This window comes from Vibrio sp. 2130-1 (assembly GCF_033339515.1).
Window position 1 is genome coordinate 1 of record NZ_JAWOUT010000023.1, and the last position, 25,061, is coordinate 25,061.

20 protein-coding genes are annotated in these 25,061 nt (G+C 45.6%); 16 read left to right on the top strand and 4 right to left on the bottom strand.

The genetic code is table 11. The features are described from left to right. Window positions 1–696: 696 nt before the first annotated feature. Complete coding sequence (gene queG / locus R7Q09_RS22190; RefSeq protein WP_213868912.1) at window positions 697–1,824, bottom strand: tRNA epoxyqueuosine(34) reductase QueG; 1,128 nt, start codon at window positions 1,822–1,824, stop codon at window positions 697–699. Between the two features lie 276 nt (window positions 1,825–2,100). Between queG and tsaE the strand changes: the two genes are divergently transcribed. The 8 genes from tsaE to hflC all read left to right on the top strand — a co-directional run bounded on the left by tsaE (window position 2,101) and on the right by hflC (window position 11,247). Beyond that, entirely contained in the window at window positions 2,101–2,565 is a 465-nt protein-coding gene (gene tsaE / locus R7Q09_RS22195) for a tRNA (adenosine(37)-N6)-threonylcarbamoyltransferase complex ATPase subunit type 1 TsaE (RefSeq protein WP_005381372.1), read from the top strand. Next, window positions 2,559–4,268 (top strand): N-acetylmuramoyl-L-alanine amidase, encoded by a 1,710-nt coding sequence (locus tag R7Q09_RS22200; RefSeq protein ID WP_005381374.1) that lies wholly within the window; start codon window positions 2,559–2,561, stop codon window positions 4,266–4,268. Before tsaE ends, R7Q09_RS22200 begins: the two co-directional genes overlap by 7 nt. A gap of 18 nt (window positions 4,269–4,286) precedes the next feature. Next, window positions 4,287–6,299 (top strand): DNA mismatch repair endonuclease MutL, encoded by a 2,013-nt coding sequence (gene mutL / locus R7Q09_RS22205; protein ID WP_213904072.1) that lies wholly within the window; start codon window positions 4,287–4,289, stop codon window positions 6,297–6,299. Beyond that, window positions 6,296–7,228, top strand: coding sequence for a tRNA (adenosine(37)-N6)-dimethylallyltransferase MiaA (miaA, locus tag R7Q09_RS22210; RefSeq protein ID WP_213969935.1), 933 nt, complete (start codon window positions 6,296–6,298; stop codon window positions 7,226–7,228). Before mutL ends, miaA begins: the two co-directional genes overlap by 4 nt. A 193-nt stretch (window positions 7,229–7,421) precedes the next feature. After that, the gene (gene hfq / locus R7Q09_RS22215) at window positions 7,422–7,685 is read left to right on the top strand and encodes an RNA chaperone Hfq (RefSeq protein ID WP_005381379.1); all 264 of its coding nucleotides are present in this window, start codon (window positions 7,422–7,424) and stop codon (window positions 7,683–7,685) included. Window positions 7,686–7,723: 38 nt separating this feature from the next. Continuing rightward, window positions 7,724–9,013, top strand: coding sequence for a ribosome rescue GTPase HflX (gene hflX / locus R7Q09_RS22220; protein WP_005381380.1), 1,290 nt, complete (start codon window positions 7,724–7,726; stop codon window positions 9,011–9,013). Between the two features lie 45 nt (window positions 9,014–9,058). Further along, window positions 9,059–10,264 carry an FtsH protease activity modulator HflK gene (gene hflK / locus R7Q09_RS22225; protein WP_017633728.1) on the top strand — a complete coding sequence of 402 codons (1,206 nt, stop codon included), beginning with the start codon at window positions 9,059–9,061 and terminating at the stop codon, window positions 10,262–10,264. Window positions 10,265–10,266: 2 nt separating this feature from the next. Then, complete coding sequence (gene hflC / locus R7Q09_RS22230; RefSeq protein WP_005381382.1) at window positions 10,267–11,247, top strand: protease modulator HflC; 981 nt, start codon at window positions 10,267–10,269, stop codon at window positions 11,245–11,247. A 63-nt stretch (window positions 11,248–11,310) separates the two neighbouring features. On the opposite strand, the gene R7Q09_RS22235 is transcribed toward hflC, so the two are convergent. Next, window positions 11,311–11,496: a DUF2065 domain-containing protein gene (locus R7Q09_RS22235; protein WP_005381383.1), complete on the bottom strand. Its 186-nt coding sequence runs from the start codon at window positions 11,494–11,496 to the stop codon at window positions 11,311–11,313. Window positions 11,497–11,668: 172 nt separating this feature from the next. Here R7Q09_RS22235 and R7Q09_RS22240 point away from each other — a divergent pair, with 172 nt between their 5' ends. Next, window positions 11,669–12,985, top strand: a complete 1,317-nt coding sequence (locus R7Q09_RS22240) for an adenylosuccinate synthase (protein WP_005381385.1) — start codon at window positions 11,669–11,671, stop codon at window positions 12,983–12,985. Window positions 12,986–13,201: 216 nt separating this feature from the next. Beyond that, window positions 13,202–13,837, top strand: a complete 636-nt coding sequence (gene motX / locus R7Q09_RS22245; RefSeq protein ID WP_005381388.1) for a flagellar protein MotX — start codon at window positions 13,202–13,204, stop codon at window positions 13,835–13,837. Between the two features lie 80 nt (window positions 13,838–13,917). Here the strand turns inward: motX and hmpA are convergent, their stop codons facing one another. After that, entirely contained in the window at window positions 13,918–15,102 is a 1,185-nt protein-coding gene (hmpA, locus tag R7Q09_RS22250; protein WP_213970972.1) for an NO-inducible flavohemoprotein, read from the bottom strand. A 157-nt stretch (window positions 15,103–15,259) separates the two neighbouring features. Between hmpA and nsrR the strand changes: the two genes are divergently transcribed. The 5 genes from nsrR to trpS all read left to right on the top strand — a co-directional run bounded on the left by nsrR (window position 15,260) and on the right by trpS (window position 21,049). Beyond that, on the top strand, window positions 15,260–15,685 hold the full coding sequence (gene nsrR / locus R7Q09_RS22255) for a nitric oxide-sensing transcriptional repressor NsrR (RefSeq protein ID WP_005381392.1): 426 nt from the start codon (window positions 15,260–15,262) through the stop codon (window positions 15,683–15,685). A 115-nt stretch (window positions 15,686–15,800) separates the two neighbouring features. Beyond that, window positions 15,801–18,308 carry a ribonuclease R gene (gene rnr, locus R7Q09_RS22260; protein WP_017821742.1) on the top strand — a complete coding sequence of 836 codons (2,508 nt, stop codon included), beginning with the start codon at window positions 15,801–15,803 and terminating at the stop codon, window positions 18,306–18,308. A gap of 67 nt (window positions 18,309–18,375) precedes the next feature. Further along, window positions 18,376–19,119 (top strand): 23S rRNA (guanosine(2251)-2'-O)-methyltransferase RlmB, encoded by a 744-nt coding sequence (gene rlmB / locus R7Q09_RS22265; protein WP_213970973.1) that lies wholly within the window; start codon window positions 18,376–18,378, stop codon window positions 19,117–19,119. A 110-nt stretch (window positions 19,120–19,229) separates the two neighbouring features. Beyond that, on the top strand, window positions 19,230–19,916 hold the full coding sequence (locus tag R7Q09_RS22270; RefSeq protein WP_213871900.1) for a phosphoglycolate phosphatase: 687 nt from the start codon (window positions 19,230–19,232) through the stop codon (window positions 19,914–19,916). Window positions 19,917–20,032: 116 nt separating this feature from the next. Then, the gene (gene trpS, locus R7Q09_RS22275; RefSeq protein ID WP_005381398.1) at window positions 20,033–21,049 is read left to right on the top strand and encodes a tryptophan--tRNA ligase; all 1,017 of its coding nucleotides are present in this window, start codon (window positions 20,033–20,035) and stop codon (window positions 21,047–21,049) included. Window positions 21,050–21,106: 57 nt separating this feature from the next. On the opposite strand, the gene R7Q09_RS22280 is transcribed toward trpS, so the two are convergent. Continuing rightward, on the bottom strand, window positions 21,107–21,481 hold the full coding sequence (locus R7Q09_RS22280) for a hypothetical protein (RefSeq protein WP_005381401.1): 375 nt from the start codon (window positions 21,479–21,481) through the stop codon (window positions 21,107–21,109). Window positions 21,482–22,024: 543 nt separating this feature from the next. On the opposite strand from R7Q09_RS22280, the gene R7Q09_RS22285 reads away from it, so the two are divergent. Further along, on the top strand, window positions 22,025–24,979 hold the full coding sequence (locus tag R7Q09_RS22285; protein WP_318071210.1) for an ExeM/NucH family extracellular endonuclease: 2,955 nt from the start codon (window positions 22,025–22,027) through the stop codon (window positions 24,977–24,979). The last annotated feature ends 82 nt before the right edge of the window (window positions 24,980–25,061 follow it).

Genomic DNA, 25,061 nt, shown 5'->3' on the forward strand with positions numbered 1-25,061 from the left:
GCGGGGTGGAGCAGCTTGGTAGCTCGTCGGGCTCATAACCCGAAGGTCGTCGGTTCAAATCCGGCCCCCGCAACCAAATACAAGACGATAGATTGAGTACTTATTTAGTATACAATTGTTAAGTCGTCTACGGATGCGCCGCTTGATTCAACGCCTGCTTCTCGCAACCAATCACATCGCTCTTTTCATAATGCTGCGAAGCATGAATCCCCAAAAGCTAAACTTTTATCCGCATCATATGATGTCGGACGATTTCGTTTGTGTTTAAAACACGATATGAATCGGCTGACGTACAAGTATGATGAGGCTTCGCGTGTTTTATCTACTTTAATTAACAGAGTTATCCACATACGTCGTTCTGTGGATAAGTTGGTTGATAAAGTGTTTTTAGCTTGACTTTTTATGATGGGGAAGAAAGATCTTTTCTCTAAAGTGAAGTTGAAACAACAAAGAAATATCAATTAAATCGTTGTTATATAAAGAAAAAATAAGTTTTTTGTCGGATCGAGTACGTTAAAATACGATCATTAACTGGTATTTTTTTGATCCTAGTCATTTCTCCGAGCTGTGTTTAACTTTTTTCTGCTAGCTTGTTTTTCTTGAATCTCAAATTTTTTTCCACATTACAAAATTGAGAACAAGGTCATGAATTGAACATGCAAAAGTACTTTCAATCTCTTGCATATAGACTACGCTCTATGCGTCTCTCGGCAGTCCCTTCTCGACTATCCTTATTAAGCGTTGCTTTTTCGTCTCTATAGATGAATTACTCTCAGTGGGGAGTTGATTCAGTTGCTCTGTCAAAGCCCATTTAATGTGCTCATCAAGTAATTTATTTTCACCTTGCCGACTTTCCAGCGCATCTATGATTCGCTGACTATATTCTGCATTACCAAGTGCGACAGCGATGTTACGTAGCCACTGTATATGACCAATACGACGGATAGCGGAGCCTTCCATATTTTTTAGAAAAGTCGCTTCATCCCAGTTAAACATGTCGACGAGGTCAGGGTTTTTGAAACTGTCACGACGGTGGAAATCATCTTGCTCCGTTATGTCGGCGTAGCGGTTCCATGGGCAAACCAATTGACAGTCGTCACAACCATAAATGCGGTTACCCATTGGCTTTCGAAACTCTTCAGGAATCACGCCATCGAACTCGATGGTGAGATAAGAGATACAACGCCTGGCATCGACAATTTTGTCTTCAACGATGGCTTGTGTTGGGCATGATGTAATGCATGCTTTGCATTTACCGCACTGATCAACACTTGGCTCATCTACGGGTAGTGGTAAGTCGATAAGTAGTTCACCTAAAAAGAACCACGATCCACAGTCTTGATCTAAAATCAGGGAATGTTTCCCGGTCCAACCTAAGCCCGCTTTTTGGGCGAGAGGTCGCTCTAATATTGGTGCGGAATCAACGAAAGGTCGGTAACCATATTGACCAACCTCTTGTTCAATAAGTTTGCCGAGCTTATTTAGCTGCTTTCTGACGAGCTTGTGATAATCGCGCCCTAGTGCGTAGCGGCTAATATAGGCATGACTTTTATTCGCGAGGTTCGAAGCGAATTGAGCCTCTGGTGGCAGATAGTCCATCCGGACGCTGATAACACGAACGGTTCCCGGGAGTAGCTCATGGGGTCTAGCACGCATCATACCGTGACGAGCCATCCAATCCATGGAGCCGTGATAGCCTGCATCAAGCCATTTTTGTAGTGCTGCTTCATGTTCACTCAGATCAACGTCGCAGATCCCAACTTTTTGGAAGCCGAGTTCTTTTCCCCAAACTTTGATTTGTTGTGCGAGTTGTTCGTAGTTCATGTTAACCACCGGAATAAAGGGGGGCGGATCTTAACGGATCTCTGGCTTTGGTGCTACCCAGTTAGGTACGTTTTTGATGTTGTGAATACTGCTTATTGAAGTCATTTGCATATATTCTAAATCTAGGTCGATACTAAGATGATTAAGATACCGTTTATTGGATACTTTTTTCGCACATATGACATTTGAAAGCTTGTCTCTCAAAACCAACACGGTTTACTATTCCTGTTCTTTTGATTTTTATATAGTCAACGATCATTAGTTAGAGAAGCATCAATGAGCACGAAACAATTCAATTTAAAAGATGAGCATGAAACGGTTGCACTAGGCACCGCTTTGGCTCAGCTTTGTTCCCAGCAAACCACAATTTATCTGCATGGTGATTTGGGTGCAGGTAAAACAACCTTTAGTCGTGGTTTTGTCCGTGCTCTTGGTCATCAAGGTAACGTGAAAAGTCCAACTTATACTCTAGTCGAACCGTACCAGTTGGATCAGTGGCAAGTATATCACTTCGACCTTTATCGTCTTGCGGATCCTGAAGAGCTTGAGTTTATGGGGATTCGAGACTATTTCACAGACGATGCGATTTGCTTGGTTGAATGGCCTGAAAAAGGGCATGGCTTACTGCCACAACCGGATCTTGATGTAAACATTCGCTACCAAGGTGAGCAACGTGTAGCCGAACTAACAGCTAATAATGATTATGGTGTGCAGTTACTCAGTCGATTGGAGCTATGTTGAGTTTTTCAAATTTTAGAGTAGTGGCGACGTTTGTCGCCACTTTTCTCCTTCTCATCCCCAATTTAGCATTTGCTAACGTCGTTAAGAGTTTTCGAGTTTGGCCTTCACCTGATGAAACACGTGTTGTCATCGATTTAGGCTCGGAAGCTGACTATTCCTATTTCTCTTTATCAGGGCCGGATCGCCTTGTCGTGGATTTAAAAAGCACGACGATGCAGGCCAAACTGCCTGTTACTGTTACGGATAGCCCTGTTTTAAAACTGGTACGAAAAAGCTCGCCTCCAGAGAAGGGCACTTATCGTTTGGTGTTTGAACTAAAAAAGAGCGTTCAAGCGGAATTATTTAAATTAAGCCCAACACCAGGTGGGCAGTATGGTCACCGCTTGGTGATTGATTTACCGCACGGTAAGAAGGCATCGACCTCTAAACCGAGTAAGCCAGCGGCGGCCAGCAAAGACATGAGTTCAGTTCAACGAGCTCAAGAAGTGTTAATTGTTATCGATCCTGGTCACGGTGGGGAAGACCCTGGCTCTATTGGCCCTTCACGTCGTAAGTACGAGAAAGATGCGGTATTGAGTATCTCAAGAAAAATTGCTGCTCAGCTCGATGCGACTCCTGGTATTAAAACGCGCATGACTCGTACGGGAGATTATTTTGTAAACTTAAACCGTCGTGTCGCGATTGCTCGTGAAAATGATGCGCACTTGCTGATTTCCATTCACGCAGATGCGTTTACTTCACCGAAGCCTCGCGGTGGATCGGTCTTCGTACTAAATACTCGTCGTGCAAATACCGAAATTGCTCGTTGGGTCGAGAACCATGAGAAACAGTCTGAGTTATTGGGCGGCTCGGGTAATGCGTTCTTCACGAAGACAAAAGATCGTAACGTGAACCAAACTTTGTTGGACTTGCAGTTTAGTCATTCACAAAAAGAAGGCTATAAGTTGGCAACAGAAATCCTAGGTGAGATGGGACGTGTTGCGCACCTGCATAACACCAAACCGATCAACACCAGCCTTGCGGTTTTACGCTCTCCACAGATTCCGTCTGTGCTAGTGGAAACGGGCTTTATTTCTAACCCAACAGAAGAGCGTTTACTGTTTCAACGAGCGCACCAAGATAAGTTAGCTCAGGCTATCACTAAGGCGGTCGTCAAGTACTTAAAAGATAACCCACCAGAGGGTACGGTGTTCTCGCCTTCAGCGAAGCCAATGGTACATATTGTAAAGCGTGGCGAGTCATTATCGGTGATCGCGAACAAATATGGGCTTAGCTCTAAAGCGCTGATGTCGGCAAACAACTTGAAGTCGACAGGCTTGGCAATTGGTCAGAAGCTCAACATTCCTTCTGCTGGTACGATTAAAGTGCCAAGTAAACCGATTACTGTTGAGACAGAAACCATTACGCACAAGGTTAAGTCTGGTGAGTTCTTAGGTAAGATTGCGAATCACTATAAAGTGAAGGTTTCAGATATCCGCCGAGAGAATAACTTGAAGTCAGATACCTTGTGGGTAGGGCAAAAGTTGAAGATAACGGTCGCGGTAAAAGATAAACCGATTCGTAAGCACAAGGTTTCTCGGGGTGAGTTCCTTGGCAAAATAGCGTCCAAATACGGCGTTAGCGTATCGAGCATTCGTAAAGCGAATAACTTACGCTCTGATCAGCTAGCGGTTGGGCAAGTCCTGATCATTCCAAACAAGTAGGTGAGCTTCTAACTCATTATGACGATTAAAATTTTGCCAGCCAGACTTGCAAACCAAATCGCCGCAGGGGAAGTGGTCGAAAGACCTGCTTCTGTGATTAAAGAGCTGGTTGAAAATAGTCTTGATTCTGGCGCAACTCGAATCGATATCGATATCGAGAAAGGAGGCGCAAAGCTGATTCGTGTTCGTGATAACGGAAAAGGTATCGCGAAAGATGAACTCGGCTTAGCGCTCAGTCGTCATGCGACATCTAAGATACATACCTTAGATGATCTCGAAGCCATTATGAGTCTAGGTTTTCGCGGTGAAGCGTTAGCCAGTATTAGCTCAGTCTCGCGTTTGACGCTCACGTCGCGTCCTGCGGCACAAGAAGAAGCCTGGAGTGCCTACTCCGAAGGGCGTGATATGCAGGTGAAGCTTAAGCCAGCAGCGCACCCGATTGGCACTACCGTTGAGGTGTTGGACTTATTTTTTAATACTCCAGCGCGTCGCAAGTTTCTTCGTACGGAGAAAACCGAATTTGCTCATATTGATGAGTTATTGAAACGCATTGCGTTAAGCCGCTTTGATGTCACCATCAATGTGCGTCATAACGGCAAGATCATCCGTCAATATCGCGCGGCGAAAAATCAGCTTCAAACCGAAAAGCGTATTGCTGCTGTCTGCGGTAATGCGTTTGTGCGGCATATGCTCAGAATCGAGCTTGAGCATCAAGGGTTAAAGTTACATGGGTGGATTACCACACCAGAGGGAGCAAGGCAGCAAAGCGATTTACAATATTGCTATGTGAATGGCCGAATGATGCGTGACAAATTAATCAATCACGCGATTCGTCAAAGTTATGAAATGAGCTTAAAGCCAGATCAGTTTGCTGCGTATGTGCTCTTTATTGAGCTAGATCCGCACCAAGTAGATGTGAATGTTCACCCTGCTAAGCATGAAGTGCGTTTCCACCAAGCTCGTTTGGTGCATGATTTCATCTATCAAGCTTTGACGGATGCACTTTCACAAAGCGCCGTGATTGATAAACCACAGGTGAATGAATCGGCATTTCATCGCGTGGAACCGACTGAGTCCGAAGAGATTGAGCATTCGCCAGAGCCTGAAAAAGTACAAGAGCCAGCATCTTCACCAGTACCAGAACGGGTTTATCAAGCGATAGAGAGTACACCGGCTTATCCTGGACGCAGTGATTATGAAGTGAAGCCTCGTAATAGCGGTCCTAGTGAAACCTCCGTGCGAGAGGCGCGCGTAGTGGAGTCATTCAAACGTAATGATTGGGTGGAATCCAAACCTGCACCAAAGCCAAGTCACAGTAAAGAGCGCCACGTAGAACCAGCGCCAACTAAACAAGAAGTACGCGCTTATCACGAGCTGTTGAAAACGCCAGAGTTTGAGGCTCAGGCAGTCACTCCAATAGCGCCCCAAACGATAACTTCGCACACATCAATGCCATCGATTACTGCATTAGGCAAAGCGCTGATGGTGGTCGATGAACAATTTGTTTTGATGAGCAGTGACAGTGGGGCGGCGTTAGTCTCGTTACCTAGAGCAGAATTTTATCGTATAAAAGGCCAGCTCACTCCAAGCGATGGTGCACTTAAGGCACAACCTCTGCTTGTTCCTCTATCTATTAAGTTAGAGGCCGAATTAGTGAGACTGGCCCAAGATTATCAACAAGATTTGGCATTGCTTGGTATTCAATTGAAAGCGAGAAACGAGCACGCCTTAATGGTGATGGGCGTCCCAGCTCCGCTGCGTCAACAAAACTTACAAAATTTAGTACCAGATCTGTTATCTTACGCGCAATCTTGTGTGAACGAAGGTATAGCAGCGGCTCAGATGCTGTCTGAGTTGATAGATTGGCTCGCATTACAGGTCACGACAGTGAAGAGTCACTATACTTTTTCTGAAGCCATTCAAATTATTGCGGAACTTGAACAGCTAAGACATGGTCAATTGCCATTAGAAGATACAAAATTCGTATCCGCTGTTGATTTCTCTGCCACGATAGCCAAATTAAAACCATGACAGATAAACTACCTTTGGCGCTATTTTTAATGGGGCCAACTGCATCAGGCAAAACTGAGCTGGCGATTCGTCTTCGTCAAAAATTTCCGGTTGAGATCATCAGTGTTGATTCTGCTTTGATCTACAAAGGGATGGATATCGGTACGGCGAAACCGGATGAAAAAGAGTTAAGTTTGGCGCCTCATCGCTTGATAGATATTTTGGATCCAAGTGAATCTTACTCTGTCGCCGACTTTCGTCGAGATGCATTGAAAGCGATGGATGATATTGTTGCAGAAGGAAAAATCCCACTTCTTGTGGGTGGAACAATGCTGTATTACAAGGCGTTACTTGAAGGTTTATCACCACTTCCTGCTGCAAATCCTGAAATTCGTCAGCAAATTGAACAAGAGGCATTGACTAAAGGTTGGTCAGTGTTGCACGATGAACTCAAAGAGGTTGATCCTGTGTCAGCTGCGAGAATCCATCCCAATGATCCCCAACGTTTATCTCGGGCATTGGAAGTTTTTCGCATTTCAGGTAAAACTTTGACTGAATTGACTCAAACGAAAGGTGAAAGCCTACCATACCGAGTCAAGCAGTTTGCAATAGCTCCCAAGGATAGGGCAGAACTTCACCGTCGGATTGAACTCCGTTTCGAGATGATGATGGAAGCGGGCTTTGAAGAAGAAATGAAAGCGTTACATTCGCGAAAAGATCTTCACCCCGATCTTCCTTCCATACGATGCGTCGGTTACCGACAGATGTGGGAGTATTTAGATGGGGAGTGTACACGTGACGAAGCGGTATTTCGTGGCGTATGCGCGACTCGTCAATTGGCCAAGCGTCAAATCACCTGGTTACGCAGCTGGGATGATTTAACTTGGTTGGATAGCGAGAACATTGAACAGGCATTAGAAACGATGTCGGAAGCAATAGCATCTGATTGACATAGCTGTGTATAATGTGATCGTTTTTGCGTGAACGCACTCTCAAAGGATCTGTTGTTGGCGGTTTTTATACTATGCTGCTAATTACTTAGAGTGCATTTTTGATTCGTTTAGCTCAGATGCAAAAGCCGTATCTTTTGCATTGCACCACTAGCTAAATAATTACAACTACAAATTAAATAAGGAAAATAAAATGGCTAAGGGGCAATCTCTACAAGACCCATTTCTAAACGCGCTACGTCGTGAGCGTATCCCGGTATCTATCTACCTTGTGAATGGTATTAAACTACAAGGTCAGATCGAATCATTCGATCAATTTGTGATCCTGCTGAAGAATACTGTTAACCAAATGGTGTACAAGCACGCGATCTCAACAGTTGTGCCGGCTCGTCCAGTGAGCCATCACAGCGGTGAACGTCCACAAGGTGAGCGTCCACAAGAGAAATCAGAAGATTAATTCTTCATCGAGTATTTTTAAAATAAGGAGTTGATTGCTTGTTTGACCGTTATGAATCCGGTGAGCGAGCCGTACTTGTTCATATCAACTTCACGCAAGAAGGTGAATGGGAAGATCTGGCTGAGTTCGAAATGCTGGTTTCTTCTGCTGGGGTAGAGGCGCTACAAGTAGTAACTGGTAGTCGTCAATCCCCACACCCGAAATACTATGTCGGAGAGGGTAAGGCCCAAGAGATTGCTACAGCGGTACAATCAACGGGTGCCGAAATTGTGATTTTTAATCACGCCCTCTCTCCTGCCCAAGAACGTAACCTCGAAGCACTGTGCCAATGTCGAGTTCTCGACCGCACTGGTCTTATTCTCGATATCTTTGCTCAACGAGCTCGAACACACGAAGGTAAGCTACAGGTAGAGCTGGCTCAACTTCGTCATATCTCTACTCGTTTGATTCGTGGTTGGACGCACCTTGAAAGGCAGAAAGGTGGTATCGGTTTACGTGGCCCGGGTGAAACCCAGCTGGAAACCGACCGTCGCTTATTGCGTGACAGAATCAAAGCCATCCTGCGACGCTTAGACAAAGTAGCGAAGCAGCGTGAACAAGGGCGCCGCGCCCGAAATCGAGCTGAAATCCCAACGGTTTCACTTGTGGGTTACACCAACGCGGGTAAGTCGACACTCTTCAACCGTATTACAGAAGCTGGCGTGTACGCGGCTGATCAATTATTTGCTACTTTGGACCCGACTTTACGTAAGATAGAGTTAGCAGATGTTGGTCCTGCCATCTTGGCAGACACGGTTGGTTTTATTCGACATTTGCCACACGACTTGGTTGCGGCCTTCAAGGCAACCTTGCAGGAAACGCAAGAAGCTGACATTTTGTTACATGTTGTTGATGCCAGTGATGAGCGTTTTCGTGAGAATATTCAAGCTGTTCATGAAGTACTAGAAGAGATCGACGCGCATGAAGTGCCGACTCTGGTTGTCATGAACAAAATCGACAATCTAGATTCGCAGAAACCACGTATAGAACGAGACGAGGAAGGCGTACCTCGTGCAGTTTGGGTTTCAGCAATGGATGGGTTGGGCATTGATGTCCTGTTTGAGGCGCTGACGGAACGTCTGGCGTCACAAATGGTCGAGCATCAGTTGCGAATTCCTCCACAGTATCAAGGACGATTCCGTAGTACCTTCTTCCAAATGAAGTGTATTCAACGTGAGGAATATGACCAGGATGGTAACTTGTTGATCGATATTCGAATGCAGCAAGTAGATTGGTCTAGACTTGAAAAAAGAGAAGGGGCAGTTTTGACTGGCTTTATAGTCACTTAAAGGACTGCTACAGTATAACGTCATATCAAATGATGGAGCTTTCTAATGGCGTGGAATGAGCCTGGAAATAACAACGGCAACAATGGCCGCGATAATGACCCTTGGGGTAATAATAATCGTGGTGGCCAGCGTCCTGGTGGCCGAGATCAAGGTCCGCCAGATTTAGATGAAGTGTTCAACAAACTGAGTCAAAAGCTGGGCGGCAAGTTTGGTAAAAAAGGCGGCGGTGGTTCTCCAATCGGCGGCGGTGGTGGTAGTGCAATTGGCTTTGGCGTGATTGCTCTGATTGCTGTTGCAGTTTGGTTCTTCGCTGGTTTTTACACCATCGGTGAAGCAGAGCGTGGTGTTGTACTGCGTTTAGGTAAATACGATCGTATCGTAGACCCAGGTCTTAACTGGCGTCCTCGCTTTATTGATGAGTACGAAGCGGTAAACGTACAAGCGATTCGTTCACTACGTGCATCAGGTCTAATGCTGACCAAAGATGAAAACGTTGTAACAGTTGCGATGGATGTTCAGTACCGAGTGACTGACCCATACAAATACTTGTACCGTGTAACCAATGCAGACGACAGCTTGCGTCAAGCAACGGATTCTGCACTACGTGCAGTAATTGGTGACTCATTGATGGATAGCATTCTAACCAGTGGTCGTCAGCAAATTCGTCAAACTACGCAAGAAACACTGAACCAAATCATTGATAGCTATGATATGGGTCTGGTACTTGTTGATGTGAACTTCCAGTCTGCTCGTCCACCAGAGCAAGTGAAAGATGCGTTTGATGATGCAATCGCAGCACGTGAGGATGAAGAGCGTTTCATTCGTGAAGCTGAAGCATACAAGAACGAAATCTTGCCTAAGGCAACGGGTCGTGCAGAGCGTTTGAAGAAAGAAGCACAAGGTTACAATGAGCGTGTCACTAACGAGGCTCTTGGTCAGGTAGCACAGTTCGAAAAACTACTACCAGAATACCAAGCAGCGCCTGGTGTAACGCGTGATCGTCTGTACATTGACGCAATGGAAGAGGTGTACTCAAGCACTTCGAAAGTGTTGATTGACTCGGAATCAAGCGGCAATCTTCTTTACCTTCCAATCGATAAGTTGGCGGGACAAGAGGGCAAAGCAGATACCAAACGTAAATCGAAGTCATCTTCAACTTATGATCAAATTCAACTTGAGTCTGATCGTACACAAGAAGACACTTCGAACACGCAGTCTCGTTCAACAGGTTCACGTCAAGGGAGATACTAAGAATGCGTAAGTTAATGATCCCTGTACTGGTAATCGCACTGGCATTAATGTTGATGTCTTTGTTTGTGATTCCTGAAGGTGAGCGCGGTATAGTGGTTCGATTTGGTCGTGTCTTGAAAGACAATAACGACATCACTCGAATTTACGAGCCTGGTCTGCATTTCAAGATGCCTTTGTTTGACCGTGTGAAACAACTTGATGCACGTATCCAAACAATGGATGGTCGTGCAGACCGTTTCGTAACGTCTGAGAAAAAAGACGTTATCATTGATACCTACGTGAAGTGGCGTATTGAAGATTTTGGTCGCTACTACCTCGCGACAGGCGGTGGTAACTCGCTAACGGCAGAGGCACTACTTGAGCGTAAAGTGACGGACGTGCTTCGTTCTGAAATCGGTGCTCGTGAAATCAAACAGATCGTATCTGGTCCACGTAACGATGATGTGCTACCAGAAGACGCAAGTGCCGATGTTGTCGCAACTGAAGCGGCTCGTGAGGCGCTTGAGATTGATGGTGAACGCGACCTAATCATGTCTGAAGTATTGAAAGACACGCGTGAAAGCGCAATGAAAGACTTGGGTGTTCGTGTCGTTGATTTCCGAATGAAGAAAATCAACCTGCCTGATGAAATCAGTGAGTCTATCTACCGTCGTATGCGTGCGGAGCGTGAGTCCGTTGCTCGTAAGCACCGTTCTCAAGGTCGTGAAAAGGCGGAAGTTATTCGTGCTCAAGCAGAACTAGAAGTAGCAACTATTCTAGCTGAAGCTGATAAAACTGCGCGTGTGACACGAGGTGAAGCGGATGCTGAGGCTGCGAAGATTTATGCTGAAGCGTACAACAAAGACCCTGAGTTCTTTAGCTTCCTACGCTCGCTACGTGCGTATGAGAAGTCCTTCAGCTCTAAGAGCGATATTCTGGTGCTTGATCCGAAGAGTGAGTTCTTCCAATACATGAACCAGTCGAAGGGCAGCATGGAGAAATAATCTCCGCGTCTCATTGAAATAAAAGGCTCCTTAGGGAGCCTTTTTTGTATCTGATGCTAAGTGCTAGCTCATCATGATAGCGATTACGGCTCCAGCAACTACTAGGCAGCCACCGATGCGTCGTAGCTGATTGTTGGGTTGTTCACTTAATTGAGCCACCATATTCCGCCAACCGTTAGGAGCAATCAGTGGCCCAATGCCTTCCACGATCAAGACGAGCCCAATCGCCAACCATATGGATTCAGACATAGCGCTTTCCAGTCGAATAGAGAAAGCTAAATACTATCAGTGATATGCTGATTTCAAAATGAACAAAGCGGCAAGATGACATTCTGGTAGCAACTCTGTGAACAAAAAATGACTGCAAGAAGCGTGATTCGGTGCTAGAATCCATTTTTAACTAGCAATCAGACTTGGAAAGATGGGAAATAACGTAGTCGTTCTAGGCACCCAATGGGGTGACGAAGGTAAAGGTAAAATCGTAGACCTTTTAACTGAAGATGCAAAATACGTGGTACGCTACCAAGGCGGTCACAACGCAGGTCACACTCTCGTAATTGACGGTGAAAAAACCGTTCTTCACTTAATTCCATCAGGTATCCTTCGCGATAACGTAAAATGTGTTATCGGTAACGGTGTTGTACTATCACCTGAAGCTCTACTTAAAGAAATGAAGCCTCTTGAAGAGCGCGGTATTCCAGTACGCGAGCGTCTTTTCATTTCTGAAGCATGTCCGCTAATTCTTCCTTACCACGTTGCAATGGACCAAGCTCGCGAAATCGCTCGCGGTAAAAAAGCTATCGGTACTACTGGTCGTGGTATCGGTCCAGCATACGAAGATAAAGTTGCTCGTCGCGGTCTACGCGTTGGCGACCTATTCGATATGGCGACTTTCGCAGAGAAGCTAAAAGAAGTCATGGAGTTCCATAACTTCCAACTAGTTAACTTCTACAAAGCGGAACCAGTAAGCTACGAAGAAGTACTTGAGCAAGCTAAAGGCTACGCTGAACTACTAACGTCAATGGTTATCGACGTAACTGACGAACTAGACGCAGCACGTAAGCGCGGCGACAAGATCATGTTCGAAGGTGCACAAGGTACACTACTTGATATCGACCACGGTACTTACCCGTACGTAACGTCTTCTAACACGACTGCTGGTGGTGTTGCTGCAGGTTCTGGTTTTGGTCCTCGTCACATCGGTTACATCTTGGGTATCGCGAAAGCGTACTGTACTCGCGTTGGTGCTGGTCCATTCCCGACTGAACTATACGACGGTTTAGATAAGCAAGATCCAATTGGTAAGCACTTAGGTGAAGTTGGCCACGAGTTCGGTGCGACAACTGGTCGTCTACGTCGTACAGGTTGGTTCGATGCTGTTGCTATGCGTCGTGCAATCCAAATCAACTCTGTATCTGGTTTCTGTCTAACTAAACTAGACGTACTAGATGGTCTAGAAGAGTTAAAAATCTGTACTGGTTACAAGATGGAAGATGGCTCTGTGCTAGAAGTTTCTCCGATGGCTGCTGAAGCATTCGAAAAAGCAACGCCAATCTACGAAACAATGCCTGGTTGGTCTGAGAACACATTTGGTGCTAAGTCACTAGATGCTTTACCACAAGCCGCTCTTGACTACATCAAGCGTATTGAAGAGCTAACTGGCGTTCCAGTAGACATCATCTCTACAGGTCCTGACCGTAACGAAACTATCATCAAAGTTCACCCATTCGAAGCTTAATTGATAGCCGTTAAAGATTGCAAAAGCCGACCTTCTGGTCGGCTTTTTTGTATCTGAACAAAAACAGCGTGACTCTCATATGGCAAGCTTTTGCCGCTGAGCCTAAATCAGAGGCAAAAATTGTCTAAAGCTTAGCTGTTTTTTGCCGATAAGGTTATCAAGCAGAGGAGATCCTTCACCGATCTTTGGTTTCTTAGATACCTTAAGGGTACGTTTATGAAGTTACGAACAGTGGCTGCTTCACTGTTGTTGACCTTGGTTGCTACCACAGTGAAAGCCAATGTTGCTGATGTGGGGGCACCAGTTCCGATCTATACCGAAGCAGAGCTGATAAAGCTTATTGAGCAAAATAAGCACTTACAACGTGTGCGCGCTGATAACTGCCAGCTGGTGGAGGATATCGTAGCTCGTGCGACTCGAATTAACTTACCCGCTTATGAATTTCTGTACGGAGATATGTTGGCTTGGGGTGTGTGTGTCGAGCAAGATGTCGAACTGGGTCTTTACTACATCGAAAATGCAGCGCATCAGGGGTTACCAGCTGCACTAGAGCAGATTGGCCGATACTATTCGCGTGGCACTTTAGTACAGCAAGATAAAGAACGTGCAATTCCATATTTGCGAGAAGCTGCGTCAATGGGAAACCTAAACGCGCGTATTCATCTGGCCGAGTTGCTTTTACGTGATTATGGCAGTCCACTCGATTACGAAGATGCGTATCGTTGGTTATATAACTCTGTCACAGCAGATAAGCGGCAGCATAAGCGCATAACTGTATTGAGAAACGGCCTTGAACAGCGCATGCCACAAAACGTTATTGCTCGAGCTAAACGGCGAGACACCTTTTGGTAACGCTTCAATATTGCAAACAACTTCATACAACAAAGCCCACGTCACGTGGGCTTTGTTGTTTTCCCGATAGCTGATAGCGCTTAAACCACTTTGTGTGGACCGAAGCATTCGTAATGGAATTGCTCTTCTGGTACGCCAAGTTCTAATAGCTGTTTCGCTATGTGCTGCATAAATCCTACAGGGCCACAGAAGTAAACCTGCACGTTATCTTGCTTTAATGCAGCTTCAATTTCATACAGATTGACAAAGCCCGTGAAGTGGAAGTCTTCACCTAGTTTGTCTTCTGCCGTTGGTTGGTTATACCAAATGAGCGCGTTCATATTTTCTTTTTCTGCAACGAGTTGGTTTACGTGTTGCTTGAAAGCATGCTGTTGGCCATTTTCTGTTGCATGAACCCAAGTTACAGGTGCTTGATGTGCTGAGAGACTTTCTAGCATTGACAGCGTTGGAGTAAGTCCCACACCAGCAGAAATTAGAACAACGGGTGTTTGTGGTTCGGCATCCATAAAGAAATCACCGGCAGGGGCTGCAAGCTGCACTTTTTCGCCAATGTTCAGGCTATCGTGCAGGTAGTTCGACACTTTTCCGCCTTCTTCACGTTTTACTGAGATACGGTAGGTGTTCTCTTGGACCGCAGAAGACAGGCTATATTGGCGAATTTCTTGGTTTTCTAACTGGTCACTGTTGATGTAGATGCCAAGGTATTGTCCCGGTTTATACGGCGCCACTTTTTGGCCATCGGTTGGCTTGAACACAAAGCTGCAAATGTGTTTGCTCTCAATCTTTTTATCGACTAATTCAAATTCGCGTAGACCGCGCCAGCCGCCTTCCAAAGCTTCATTTTGTTGGTAAATTTGTTCTTCGCGCTGAATAAATACATTCGCAAGTACGCCGTAAGCCTCAGCCCAAGCATCCAACACCTCTTGACCTGGATTAAAAAGCTCATCGATTGTTGCAAGTAAATGCTTACCAACGATTTGGTACTGATCTTCTGTGATCAAAAAGCTCGTGTGCTTATGCGCAATTTTCTCTACTGCGCCAAGCAGAGCTGGCAAATTTTCAATATTGGCAGCATAGGCACAGATAGCGTTGAATAATGCTTCACGCTGATCGCCGTTACGCTGGTTACTCATGTTAAAAATATCTTTCAACTCAGGGTTATGAGTAAACATACGCTCGTAAAAGTGCGCGGTCAGTTTTGGTCCTGTTTCGGCGATGAGTGGTGCGGTCGCTTTGACGATCTCGATAGTTTGATTGCTGAGCATAAGGGCTTCCTACTTTAAGTTGTATTTATAATGCATGTTTAAAGTTGTATCTCAAATGTATCTTTCGATCAAGAAAAGATTTACACTTTTATCGATAGCTCAAGTTTGGGGTTTTAGTATCACCAGCGGGTTATTGAGTCGCACTTTGGGAGAGAATATGCAGTTAACTAGTTTCACTGATTATGCGTTGAGAACCTTAATTTTCTTGGCTTCGTTGCCGGAAGATGAGTTAACCAGCATTACCGAAGTGACGGATTTATTTGGTGTGTCGCGCAACCATATGGTTAAAGTTATCAATCGGTTAGGACAGTTGGGTTATGTCCATACCGTGCGCGGAAAAAACGGTGGTATCCGGCTGATGAAGCCAGCATCTGAAATCACAGTCGGTGGTGTTGTGCGCGATTTAGAGCCGTTAGATTTAGTCAACTGTGGTGTGGATTTTTGCCATATTACCCCTGCTTGCCGCCTCAAAGATAAATTGGCGAAAGCAAAAAGTGCCTTTCTGGCGGAGTTGGATGATTGCACGATTGAATCCTTGCTCAGTGACAATTCTGAACTTTTGATCTTGCTGGCTCGTCCTTAACTCATTTGCATGCCTAGAGTCGATCTCGATCATTCTTTTTTCAAAGCAATTCTGTAGCTTATCGAGAGACTCAGATATACTAGCCATATACCTTCCTTGCTAGATAGGCGTGCCTATGTCAGACAATATTCCAAACGATCCTTTTGCAGATCGTGAATCCAAAAATTACGAAAATCCAATTCCAAGCCGAGAGTTTATCATCGAGTTTCTAGAGCAAGCGGGCGTTCCAATGAATCGTAACGACTTGTTTGAGGCACTAAAGCTTGAGGGCGAAGAGCAATACGAAGGGTTGCGTCGTCGGCTACGTGCGATGGAGCGAGATGGCCAACTGGTGTTTACCCGCCGTCAGTGCTATGCATTGCCTGAAAAACTTGAAATGGTGAAAGGTTACGTGATTGGTCATCGTGATGGCCATGGTTGGGTACGTCCAGAAGGCAGCGTCGGCAAGGATGATGATATTCTGTTACCGCACCATCAGATGAAGAACATCATCCACGGTGATTTTGTCTTAGTGCAACCGACAGACAACAGCAAGCGCGGTCGCCGTGAAGGACGTTTGGTGCGTGTGCTAGAGGAGCGTAATGATCAAATCGTCGGTCGTTTTTTCCTTGAATATGGATACTCCTACGTTGTCCCAGATGACTCGCGTATCAGCCAAGATATCCTGATCCCAAATGAGCACAAAGCGGGTGCACGCATGGGTAACGTAGTCGTAATTGAAATTACTGATCGTGGCTCACGCTCACGCGGCATGATGGGTAAAGTGGTTGAAGTCCTTGGTGAAAATATGGCACCAGGTATGGAAACACAAATTGCGATTCGTACACACCAAATCCCTCACGAATGGCCAGAAGCCGTCGATAAACAAATCGAAAACTTAGGCGAAGAAGTACCAGAAGAAGCGAAAGTTGGTCGTGTGGATCTACGTGATTTGCCACTAGTGACCATTGACGGCGAAGACGCACGAGACTTTGATGATGCGGTTTACTGTGAAAAGAACAAAGAAGGTGGTTGGCGTTTATGGGTAGCGATTGCTGACGTCAGTTACTACGTTCGTCCTGACTCTGCGTTGGACAAAGAAGCGATCAATCGTGGTAACTCAGTATATTTCCCGTCCCAAGTTGTGCCGATGTTGCCAGAAGTACTATCGAACGGCCTATGTTCGCTCAACCCGCAAGTAGATCGCTTGTGTATGGTGTGCGAAATGACCATTTCTGATACCGGTAAGCTGTCTGGTTACAAGCACTACGAGGCGGTGATGAACTCGCACGCTCGTCTCACATATAGCAAAGTGAGCGCGATTCTAGAAGGGGATGAAGAACTACGTGAGCGCTACCAGCCGCTTGTTTCTCATCTAGAAGAGTTGCACAAGATGTACAAAGTGCTGAAAGAAGCACGAGATCAACGCGGTGCAATCGAATTTGAAACCGTTGAAACCAAATTTATTTTCAATGCGGAACGTAAAATCGAAAGCATTGAGCCAGTAATTCGTAATGACGCGCATAAGATCATCGAAGAATGTATGATTTTAGCCAACATTGCTTCGGCATCGCTGGTAGAAAAAGCGAAAGAGCCCGCGCTTTATCGTATCCATGAATCTCCAGGTGAATTACGCCTGCAAGGTTTCCGTGACTTCTTAAGTGAACTTGGTCTTGAGCTAAAAGGTGGTTTAGAGCCTTCACCAACGGACTATGCTGATCTCGCACGTCAAATCTCCGGGCGTCAAGATCAAGAGTTGATTCAGACCATGCTGCTACGCTCAATGAAGCAAGCGGTATACAACGCAGATAACGCGGGGCACTTTGGGTTGGCATTGAAACGCTATGCGCACTTTACGTCGCCAATTCGTCGTTACCCTGACTTGTTACTTCACCGTGCAATCAAGTATCTGATTGCTAAAGAAGAAGGTCGTAATCAAGATCGCTGGACACCAACAGGTGGCTATCATTACTCGTTTGACGACATGGATTTTTACGGCGAACAATGTTCGATGACAGAGCGCCGTGCTGATGATGCAACACGTGATGTTGCGGATTGGCTGAAGTGTGAATATATGCAAGACCACGTCGGTGACGAACTAGACGGTGTTATTGCTAATGTCACTAGCTTTGGCTTCTTTGTACGTTTAACGGATTTGCACATCGATGGTTTGGTACATATTTCTACCCTTGCGAACGACTACTATCAATTTGACCCGATTGGTCAACGACTTATTGGTGAAAGTTTCGGTAACATCTACCGCTTAGGTGATGCAGTAAAAGTAAAAGTACTGGCTGTTAACCTCGATGATAAGCAAATTGACTTTGAATTGGTCGAAACAAGTCGTAAGCTACGCGGCGAAGGTAAGACTGCGAAGAAACGCGCAGCGGAAGCAAAACGCAAAGCGAAAGATAAAAAACGCGCTGCGACTCGCTCTTCATCGAAAGAAGGTGGCGCGGCTCGTGCAGTTCCTGCGATAGAGCCAACTAAACGCCCAGAAGAAACGGGTGCAACGAGTAAGCGTAATGGCCCAAAACGTGGTGACGCCGAAGGCAACGAGAAGCCTAAAGTGAAAAAAGCACGTAAAAAGAAGCCGCACAGTAAGCCGAAGAAAACCAAGCGCACTAAAAAAGAAGCGCAGTAGGTTGAAGCGCCAACTTAGTTCAAACTCGGTTGGCGCAGGCAATACGACCAGAACAACAGGTTAAACAATGAGTAACGAATTTATCTACGGCATTCACGCAGTGAAGGCGGTATTGGAGCGCGAACCAGAGCGTTTTATCGAGGCGTACGTTTTAAAAGGTCGTCAAGATGATCGCCTAATGCCAATCCTAAATGATCTTCAGGTTTGTGGCGTTTCTATTCAGCCGATGACACGTAAAACCTTGGATGACAAAGCGCGCGGTGCAAATCACCAAGGCATCATCGCTCGTGTGAAACCAGCGAAGCAGCTGAATGAGAACGATATAGATGACATCCTGGCGCAGCACGAATCACCACTGCTATTAGTGTTAGACGGCGTGACCGATCCACACAATCTTGGTGCGTGTTTACGTAACGCAGATGCGGCAGGTGCTGCGGCGATCATCGTACCGAAAGATCGTTCTGCACCGATGAACGCAACCGTAAGCAAAGTGGCTTGTGGTGCAGCTGAAGTCGTGCCATTGATCCGAGTGACTAACTTGGCTCGTACTATGCGTACACTGCAAGAGCAAGGTATCTGGTTTGTTGGTACGGCGGGCGAAGCAACGCACGACATCTACCAAGCAAAACTGACTGGACCCCTTGCTATCGTAATGGGGGCAGAAGGTGACGGTATGCGTCGTCTGACTCGTGAAACCTGCGACGATTTGATTAAGATCCCAATGGCTGGTAGCGTTTCAAGCTTGAACGTATCTGTGGCATCCGGCATCTGTTTGTTTGAGGCAGTTCGTCAGCGTATTGCTGCAAAGTAACGACGAAACAAACAGTTACTGCCGAATCAGACATAATGATAAAAACAAAGGATGGGGTGCCATCCTTTGTCGTTTTCACCGATTTATAAATAAAAATCCTCAGGGAAGTTATGACTCAACAAGACATTAAATTCATCGCCTTCGATCTAGATGGCACTTTGCTTGATAGCGTGCCAGATCTAGCTGTCGCGGCAGACCAAGCAGTACAGGCGCTTGGCTTTCCATCGGTTTCAGAAGAACAAGTTCGTGATTACGTGGGTAACGGCGCAGACGTGCTTATTGGTCGCTCATTAAGCCAAAGCCTGACCATCAACCCAGAGCTGAGTGAAGAGCTTCGTGCTAAAGCGCGTGTATTGTTTGATGATTACTACGAGCAAAGCGGTCACAAGCTAAGTCATCTTTACCCAACGGTAAAAGAGACACTAGCAGAGCTGCACAAAGCGGGCTTTGTTATGGCGTTGGTGACTAACAAACCTTCAAAGTTTGTGCCTGACGTTTTGGAAAAGCACGACATCGCAAAATACTTCGTTGATGTCCTTGGCGGTGATGCATTCTCAGAGAAAAAACCAAACCCAGTAGCATTGAACTGGTTGATGGAAAAGCACCAAATCCAACCAAGTGAAATGCTGATGGTTGGCGACTCGAAAAACGACATTCTCGCAGCAAAGAATGCAGGCTGTGCCTCATTTGGTCTGACATATGGTTACAACCACGGTGAACCTATTTCAGCATCAAATCCAGATTTCGTCGCTGACAGTTTGGCAGAATTATTGGACGTTGTAGCGGTTTCTGCATAACGGCTACAAAAGAGCTTCCAAAATACTCGTTAATGAGTACACTGAGTAAACCGTGCACCTATTACTGCACGGTTTTTTTCATTTAATTAGATTAAGAAGTCAAAGGAATCATTCTAATGAGCAAACCCATTGTATTGAGTGGTGTTCAACCTTCAGGTGAACTAAGTATCGGTAACTACTTGGGTGCTCTACGTCAATGGCAGCAGATGCAAGACGATTATGATTGCCAATATTGTGTGGTAGACCTTCACGCGATTACGGTTCGTCAGGACCCTAAAGCGCTGCATGAAGCAACTCTAGACGCACTGGCAATTTGTCTGGCAGTTGGTGTTGACCCGAAGAAGAGCACGCTATTTGTTCAGTCACATGTACCAGAGCATGCTCAATTAGGTTGGCTTCTTAACTGCTACACTCAAATGGGTGAGCTGAGCCGTATGACTCAGTTTAAAGACAAATCGGCACGTTACGCGAATGACGTAAACGTCGGTCTATTTGACTACCCGGTGTTGATGGCGGCTGACATTTTGCTTTACGGTGCACACCAAGTACCTGTAGGCAGTGACCAGAAGCAACATCTAGAATTAGCGCGCGATATCGCAACGCGTTTCAACAATATTTACTCGCCAGAGCAGCCAATCTTCCAAGTTCCAGAGCCTTACATTCCGACAGTAAATGCGCGTGTAATGAGCCTTCAAGACGCAACGAAGAAGATGTCTAAATCTGATGACAACCGTAAGAACGTTATCACGCTGCTGGAAGAGCCTAAGTCGATCCTTAAGAAGATCAACAAAGCGCAAACCGATACCGAAACGCCACCAAGTATCCGTCATGATATCGAGAACAAGGCGGGCATTGCTAACCTAATGGGTCTGTACTCCGCGGCGACAGGCATGAGCTTCGAAGAGATTGAAGCGAAGTACCAAGGCGTAGAAATGTATGGCCCATTTAAGAAAGATGTTGGTGAGGCAGTTGTAGCAATGCTTGAGCCAATTCAAGCAGAATATCACCGTATTCGCGCTGATCGTGCTTACATGGACGAGGTAATGCAGCAAGGCGCTGAGAAAGCCTCGGCACGAGCGGCTGAAACGCTTAAGAAAGCATACGAAGCAGTAGGTTTTGTAGCTCGCCCATAGTTGCTAAGAACGAATACGAAAAAGCTCCACTTTGGTGGAGCTTTTTTTATGCCTGTATTACTGAAATGGTGTGTCTTTCATACAGCGTTCCATGTCGTAATATTCAACACGTCCTCGAGCCCCTAGAAAGGCAGACTTCACAACCATGCCTCTATCAATGAAGTAACTAAGCTGTACGCATGATATATCGTAGCTGAGTTCTTTAATTCTCGCTGGAATCCAGTAGGTTCCTGGCGTTCTTAGACGCTGAGTAAAGGTAATAACACCCTCGTCACTGACTTCTAGCTCTTCAATACCATCCAGTTCATTTTTGGCTGATTCGATGATGTCTTGATTCGCCGTAGGTTGAAGTGGCTCACTGGCGGTCAACTGACACCCCGCTATCAAGCCAAGTAGGGAGAGAGCTAGCACACTGCGTTGAATTTTTTTCATTTGTCGTTCCTGGGTTTACAGCTAATGAGATCTTATTGTCTCGCGCAGGTGTTATATCTTTTGTGTATGTTTTTGGCTAGTGAGTAATGAAAAGTTATTGAATAAATCATGAAAACTTTGAAGTATGAGGGGCCTGTATAAGAGAGAACGAAGCGAGTAATAGATTCTTGGGCTTGAACAGTGATACAAGTGAAAATTAAAGCATTCTAAATTAGTGACTAATTATATTTTTTATTTGTAACGGAACGGTTGGGTTAATAAGCAACTCAACAAGTGATGTATTTTCTACTCCTTAACATGAAGTGAAAAAGTAAACTGAGTAATCAATCTAAATTCTGACTTGTTTATCAATAGCGCTCTGTATTTATTACAAAAAATGTTTGAATGGGATGCTCTGGCATATTTTCTTATATTCACATGTGATTCATTTCACGGCTTTAATTACTCATTCTTATTTATTTCATAAATAAACCTGATAGTAGACGCAAATGGCAGGCTCTAACCAGAGCTAAGTTTGCATTTACATAAATATCAGGTATGACAATGGACACGTTAATCAAACCCTCAATACTCGCATTAACCATCGCCAGTGCACTTAGTGCAAATGCGAACGCAGAGATTATTATTTCCCAATACGTAGAAGGCGGCGCTTATAATAAAGCGGTAGAGATCGCTAATACGGGTGATACTGCGGTGACACTCACTGGCTACGAGTTGGCGAAATCATCAAACGGTGGTGGTACTTGGGGCAGCACATTCGACCTTAGCCAAGTGACGATACAAGCTAACCAAGTGTATGTACTGGCGCATGGTGACGCGAGCGATGCCATCAAAGCTGTCGCGGATATCACAGATAAAAGCGTTGCGAACTTTAACGGTGACGACCCGATCGCACTGCTTAAAGATGGTGAAGTGCACGACATCATCGGTGTGATGGGTGACGTAGATTTTGGTAAAGACACCACATTAGTTCGTAACAGTGATGCACTAACCCCTTCTGCTACTTATGATGCATCTCAGTGGACGGCATTTGAGAAAGACAACATTGACGGCCTTGGTGAGCTAAATGCGACTGAGCCACCAGCACCATTCGCTTGTGAAGTCGACGGTCAGCAACCTAACTTCACTACCATCCAAGATATTCAAGGTGAAGGCGATACGTCTCCATTCATTGATGGTTACCCATACATTACTGACGAAGATCATTTCGTAACTGGTGTCGTGACTGCTGTTACCACTGGCCTAACCAAAGGTTTCTACCTACAAGCATTAGAAAGCGACAACAACGACAAGACCTCAGAAGGTTTGTTCATTCATACTGACGCGGCAGACATGGCGCTGAAAGCTGGTGACGTTGTTTGTGTGAAAGGTAAAGTTCAAGAGTACTACAGCAATACTCAGCTAGCTTCTGATGCTAACAGCTATGTGAAAACAGGCACATCGGATATTCCTCGAGTTACCGATCTTGTTATCAAAGAAGGTGAAACACTACGTGATGCGCTAGAGCGTCATGAAGGCATGCAAGTTGAACTAACTTCGGCAAGTGACTTGTTTGTAACTCGCAACTTCTCTTACGACTACGATTCACGTCGTAACAACATGATGTTGTCTCATGAAGCGCCATTGTTTAAGCCGACTCAATTGCACGCAGCAGAGAGCGATGCAGCCTTTGAGCTAGCAAAAGACAACGCAGCGAACCGCGTATACCTAGAATCTGATGGCAAAGCACCAAACGGCCAAATCCCTTACTACCCAGATTTTGCAAAAGATGCAGACCAAGATGGCTCTTCTGAGCAGCACATTCGCCTTGGTTCGCGAGTAGAGGGTCTGCAGGGCGTCGTGGCTTACAGCTACAACGAATACCGCCTGATTGCGACCAATGAAGTTGATAACACCAACTTCGTGACTTCAGGTGAAGGCTTCGACGTGGCTCGTAAAGATGCCCCAGCGATTGCGGACTCAGATTTGCGTATTGCAAGCTTCAACGTACTGAACTACTTCAACTCCGTGGCTGACAGTGGTCATGAAAACCCAACCGGACAAAACCGTGGTGCGACTAATCTAGACGAATTCCTGATCCAGCAAGCGAAAATCGTTGCGGCGATGAACAAGATGGACGCAGACGTTATTGGTTTGATGGAAGTGGAAAACAACGGCTTTGGTGATGGCAGTGCTATCCAAAACTTAGTTGATGCCCTAAATGCTGAGATTGATGACGCTGAAGATCATTACACGTATGTCGAAATCGAAGAGCAAGACAAATACCAAGACGAATACTTTGGCAGTGATGCGATCATGGTGGCGATTTTATATCGTGCTAACGCAGTAACGCCAAAAGACGCTGCAAAAGTGATCATCACGCCAGAGCAGCACATTGCAGAAAACACAATTACTCGTAAAGAGGGCACAGAAAGTAACCCTGCTTACGATAAGTACCAACGCCACAGTCTACTTCAGACCTTTACGGTGAAAGAGACGGGTGAAGATTTGTCTATTGTCGTAAACCACTTTAAGTCGAAAGGCTCTGAGTGTATTGAAGAGTGGATTGCTGGTGTAGAAGATTCTGAGCCAGAGGATCTGCAAGGCAACTGTAACAACTTCCGCGTTTCTGCTGCGCACGCAGTGGGTGAAGCGTTGAAAGAGGTGAAAGGCGATGTATTGCTCATGGGCGACCTCAATGCTTATGGCATGGAAGACCCACTTCTGACACTGACTGATTACTCGAAAGAGAAATACGGCCGTGACATTTATACTGCTGCTTACACAACCATTGGTGATGGTGAACTTCAAGTAGAGAAGACCAAAATTGAAAAAGGTTACGGTCTGCACAACTTAAACACGTTGCTGCACGGCACTGATACGTTTTCTTACACCTATTCGGGCGAGCTGGGTAATTTGGACCACGCATTGGCAAGCAGTAGCCTAGCGCAAAAAGTGGTAGCAATTGAAGATTGGCACATCAACTCACTAGAGAGTAACTTGTTCGAATACAGCAGCAAGTACACAGGTGATATGCCGAAGTACAAAGATGCGTTCTCTGCCTCTGACCACGATCCAGTGATCATCGCGATTGATTTACCAGATGATGACATCGATTTACCGAAAGCAGGTGACAACTTAGCCGTCGATGTCCGTTTACCACCAACGGCGGTTGTAGGTGATATTGTTACGGTGAACTTAACGCCATCCACACAAGCGGCTGCGGCAAGCAGCGATACGAAAGCTTACTCGGCTAGCCAAACCTTAGTTCAAGCTGATATTGATGCGCGTAGCGTGAATATTGAGTTTGAACAAACGCCAGAGCAAGGTAATTATCAGTTAGAAGAGAAAGTGACTGACTCGACAGGTAATATCGTGAAGTTTAGCTCTGTTCGTGATGTTTCAATGACGCAAACTGAAACTGGAACAGAAGGGTCGAAGGATTCAGATGGTGGTTCGTTTGGTTTTGGCGCGCTATTTGCGCTGCTAGGTCTCGGCTTATTCCGTCGTCGCCGCTAAGCGAATTTACTTTCTGACAAACAGTTCCTAAATAGCTGTAAAGACCAAAGGCCAGCCTATGCTGGCCTTTTTATTCAGCAAA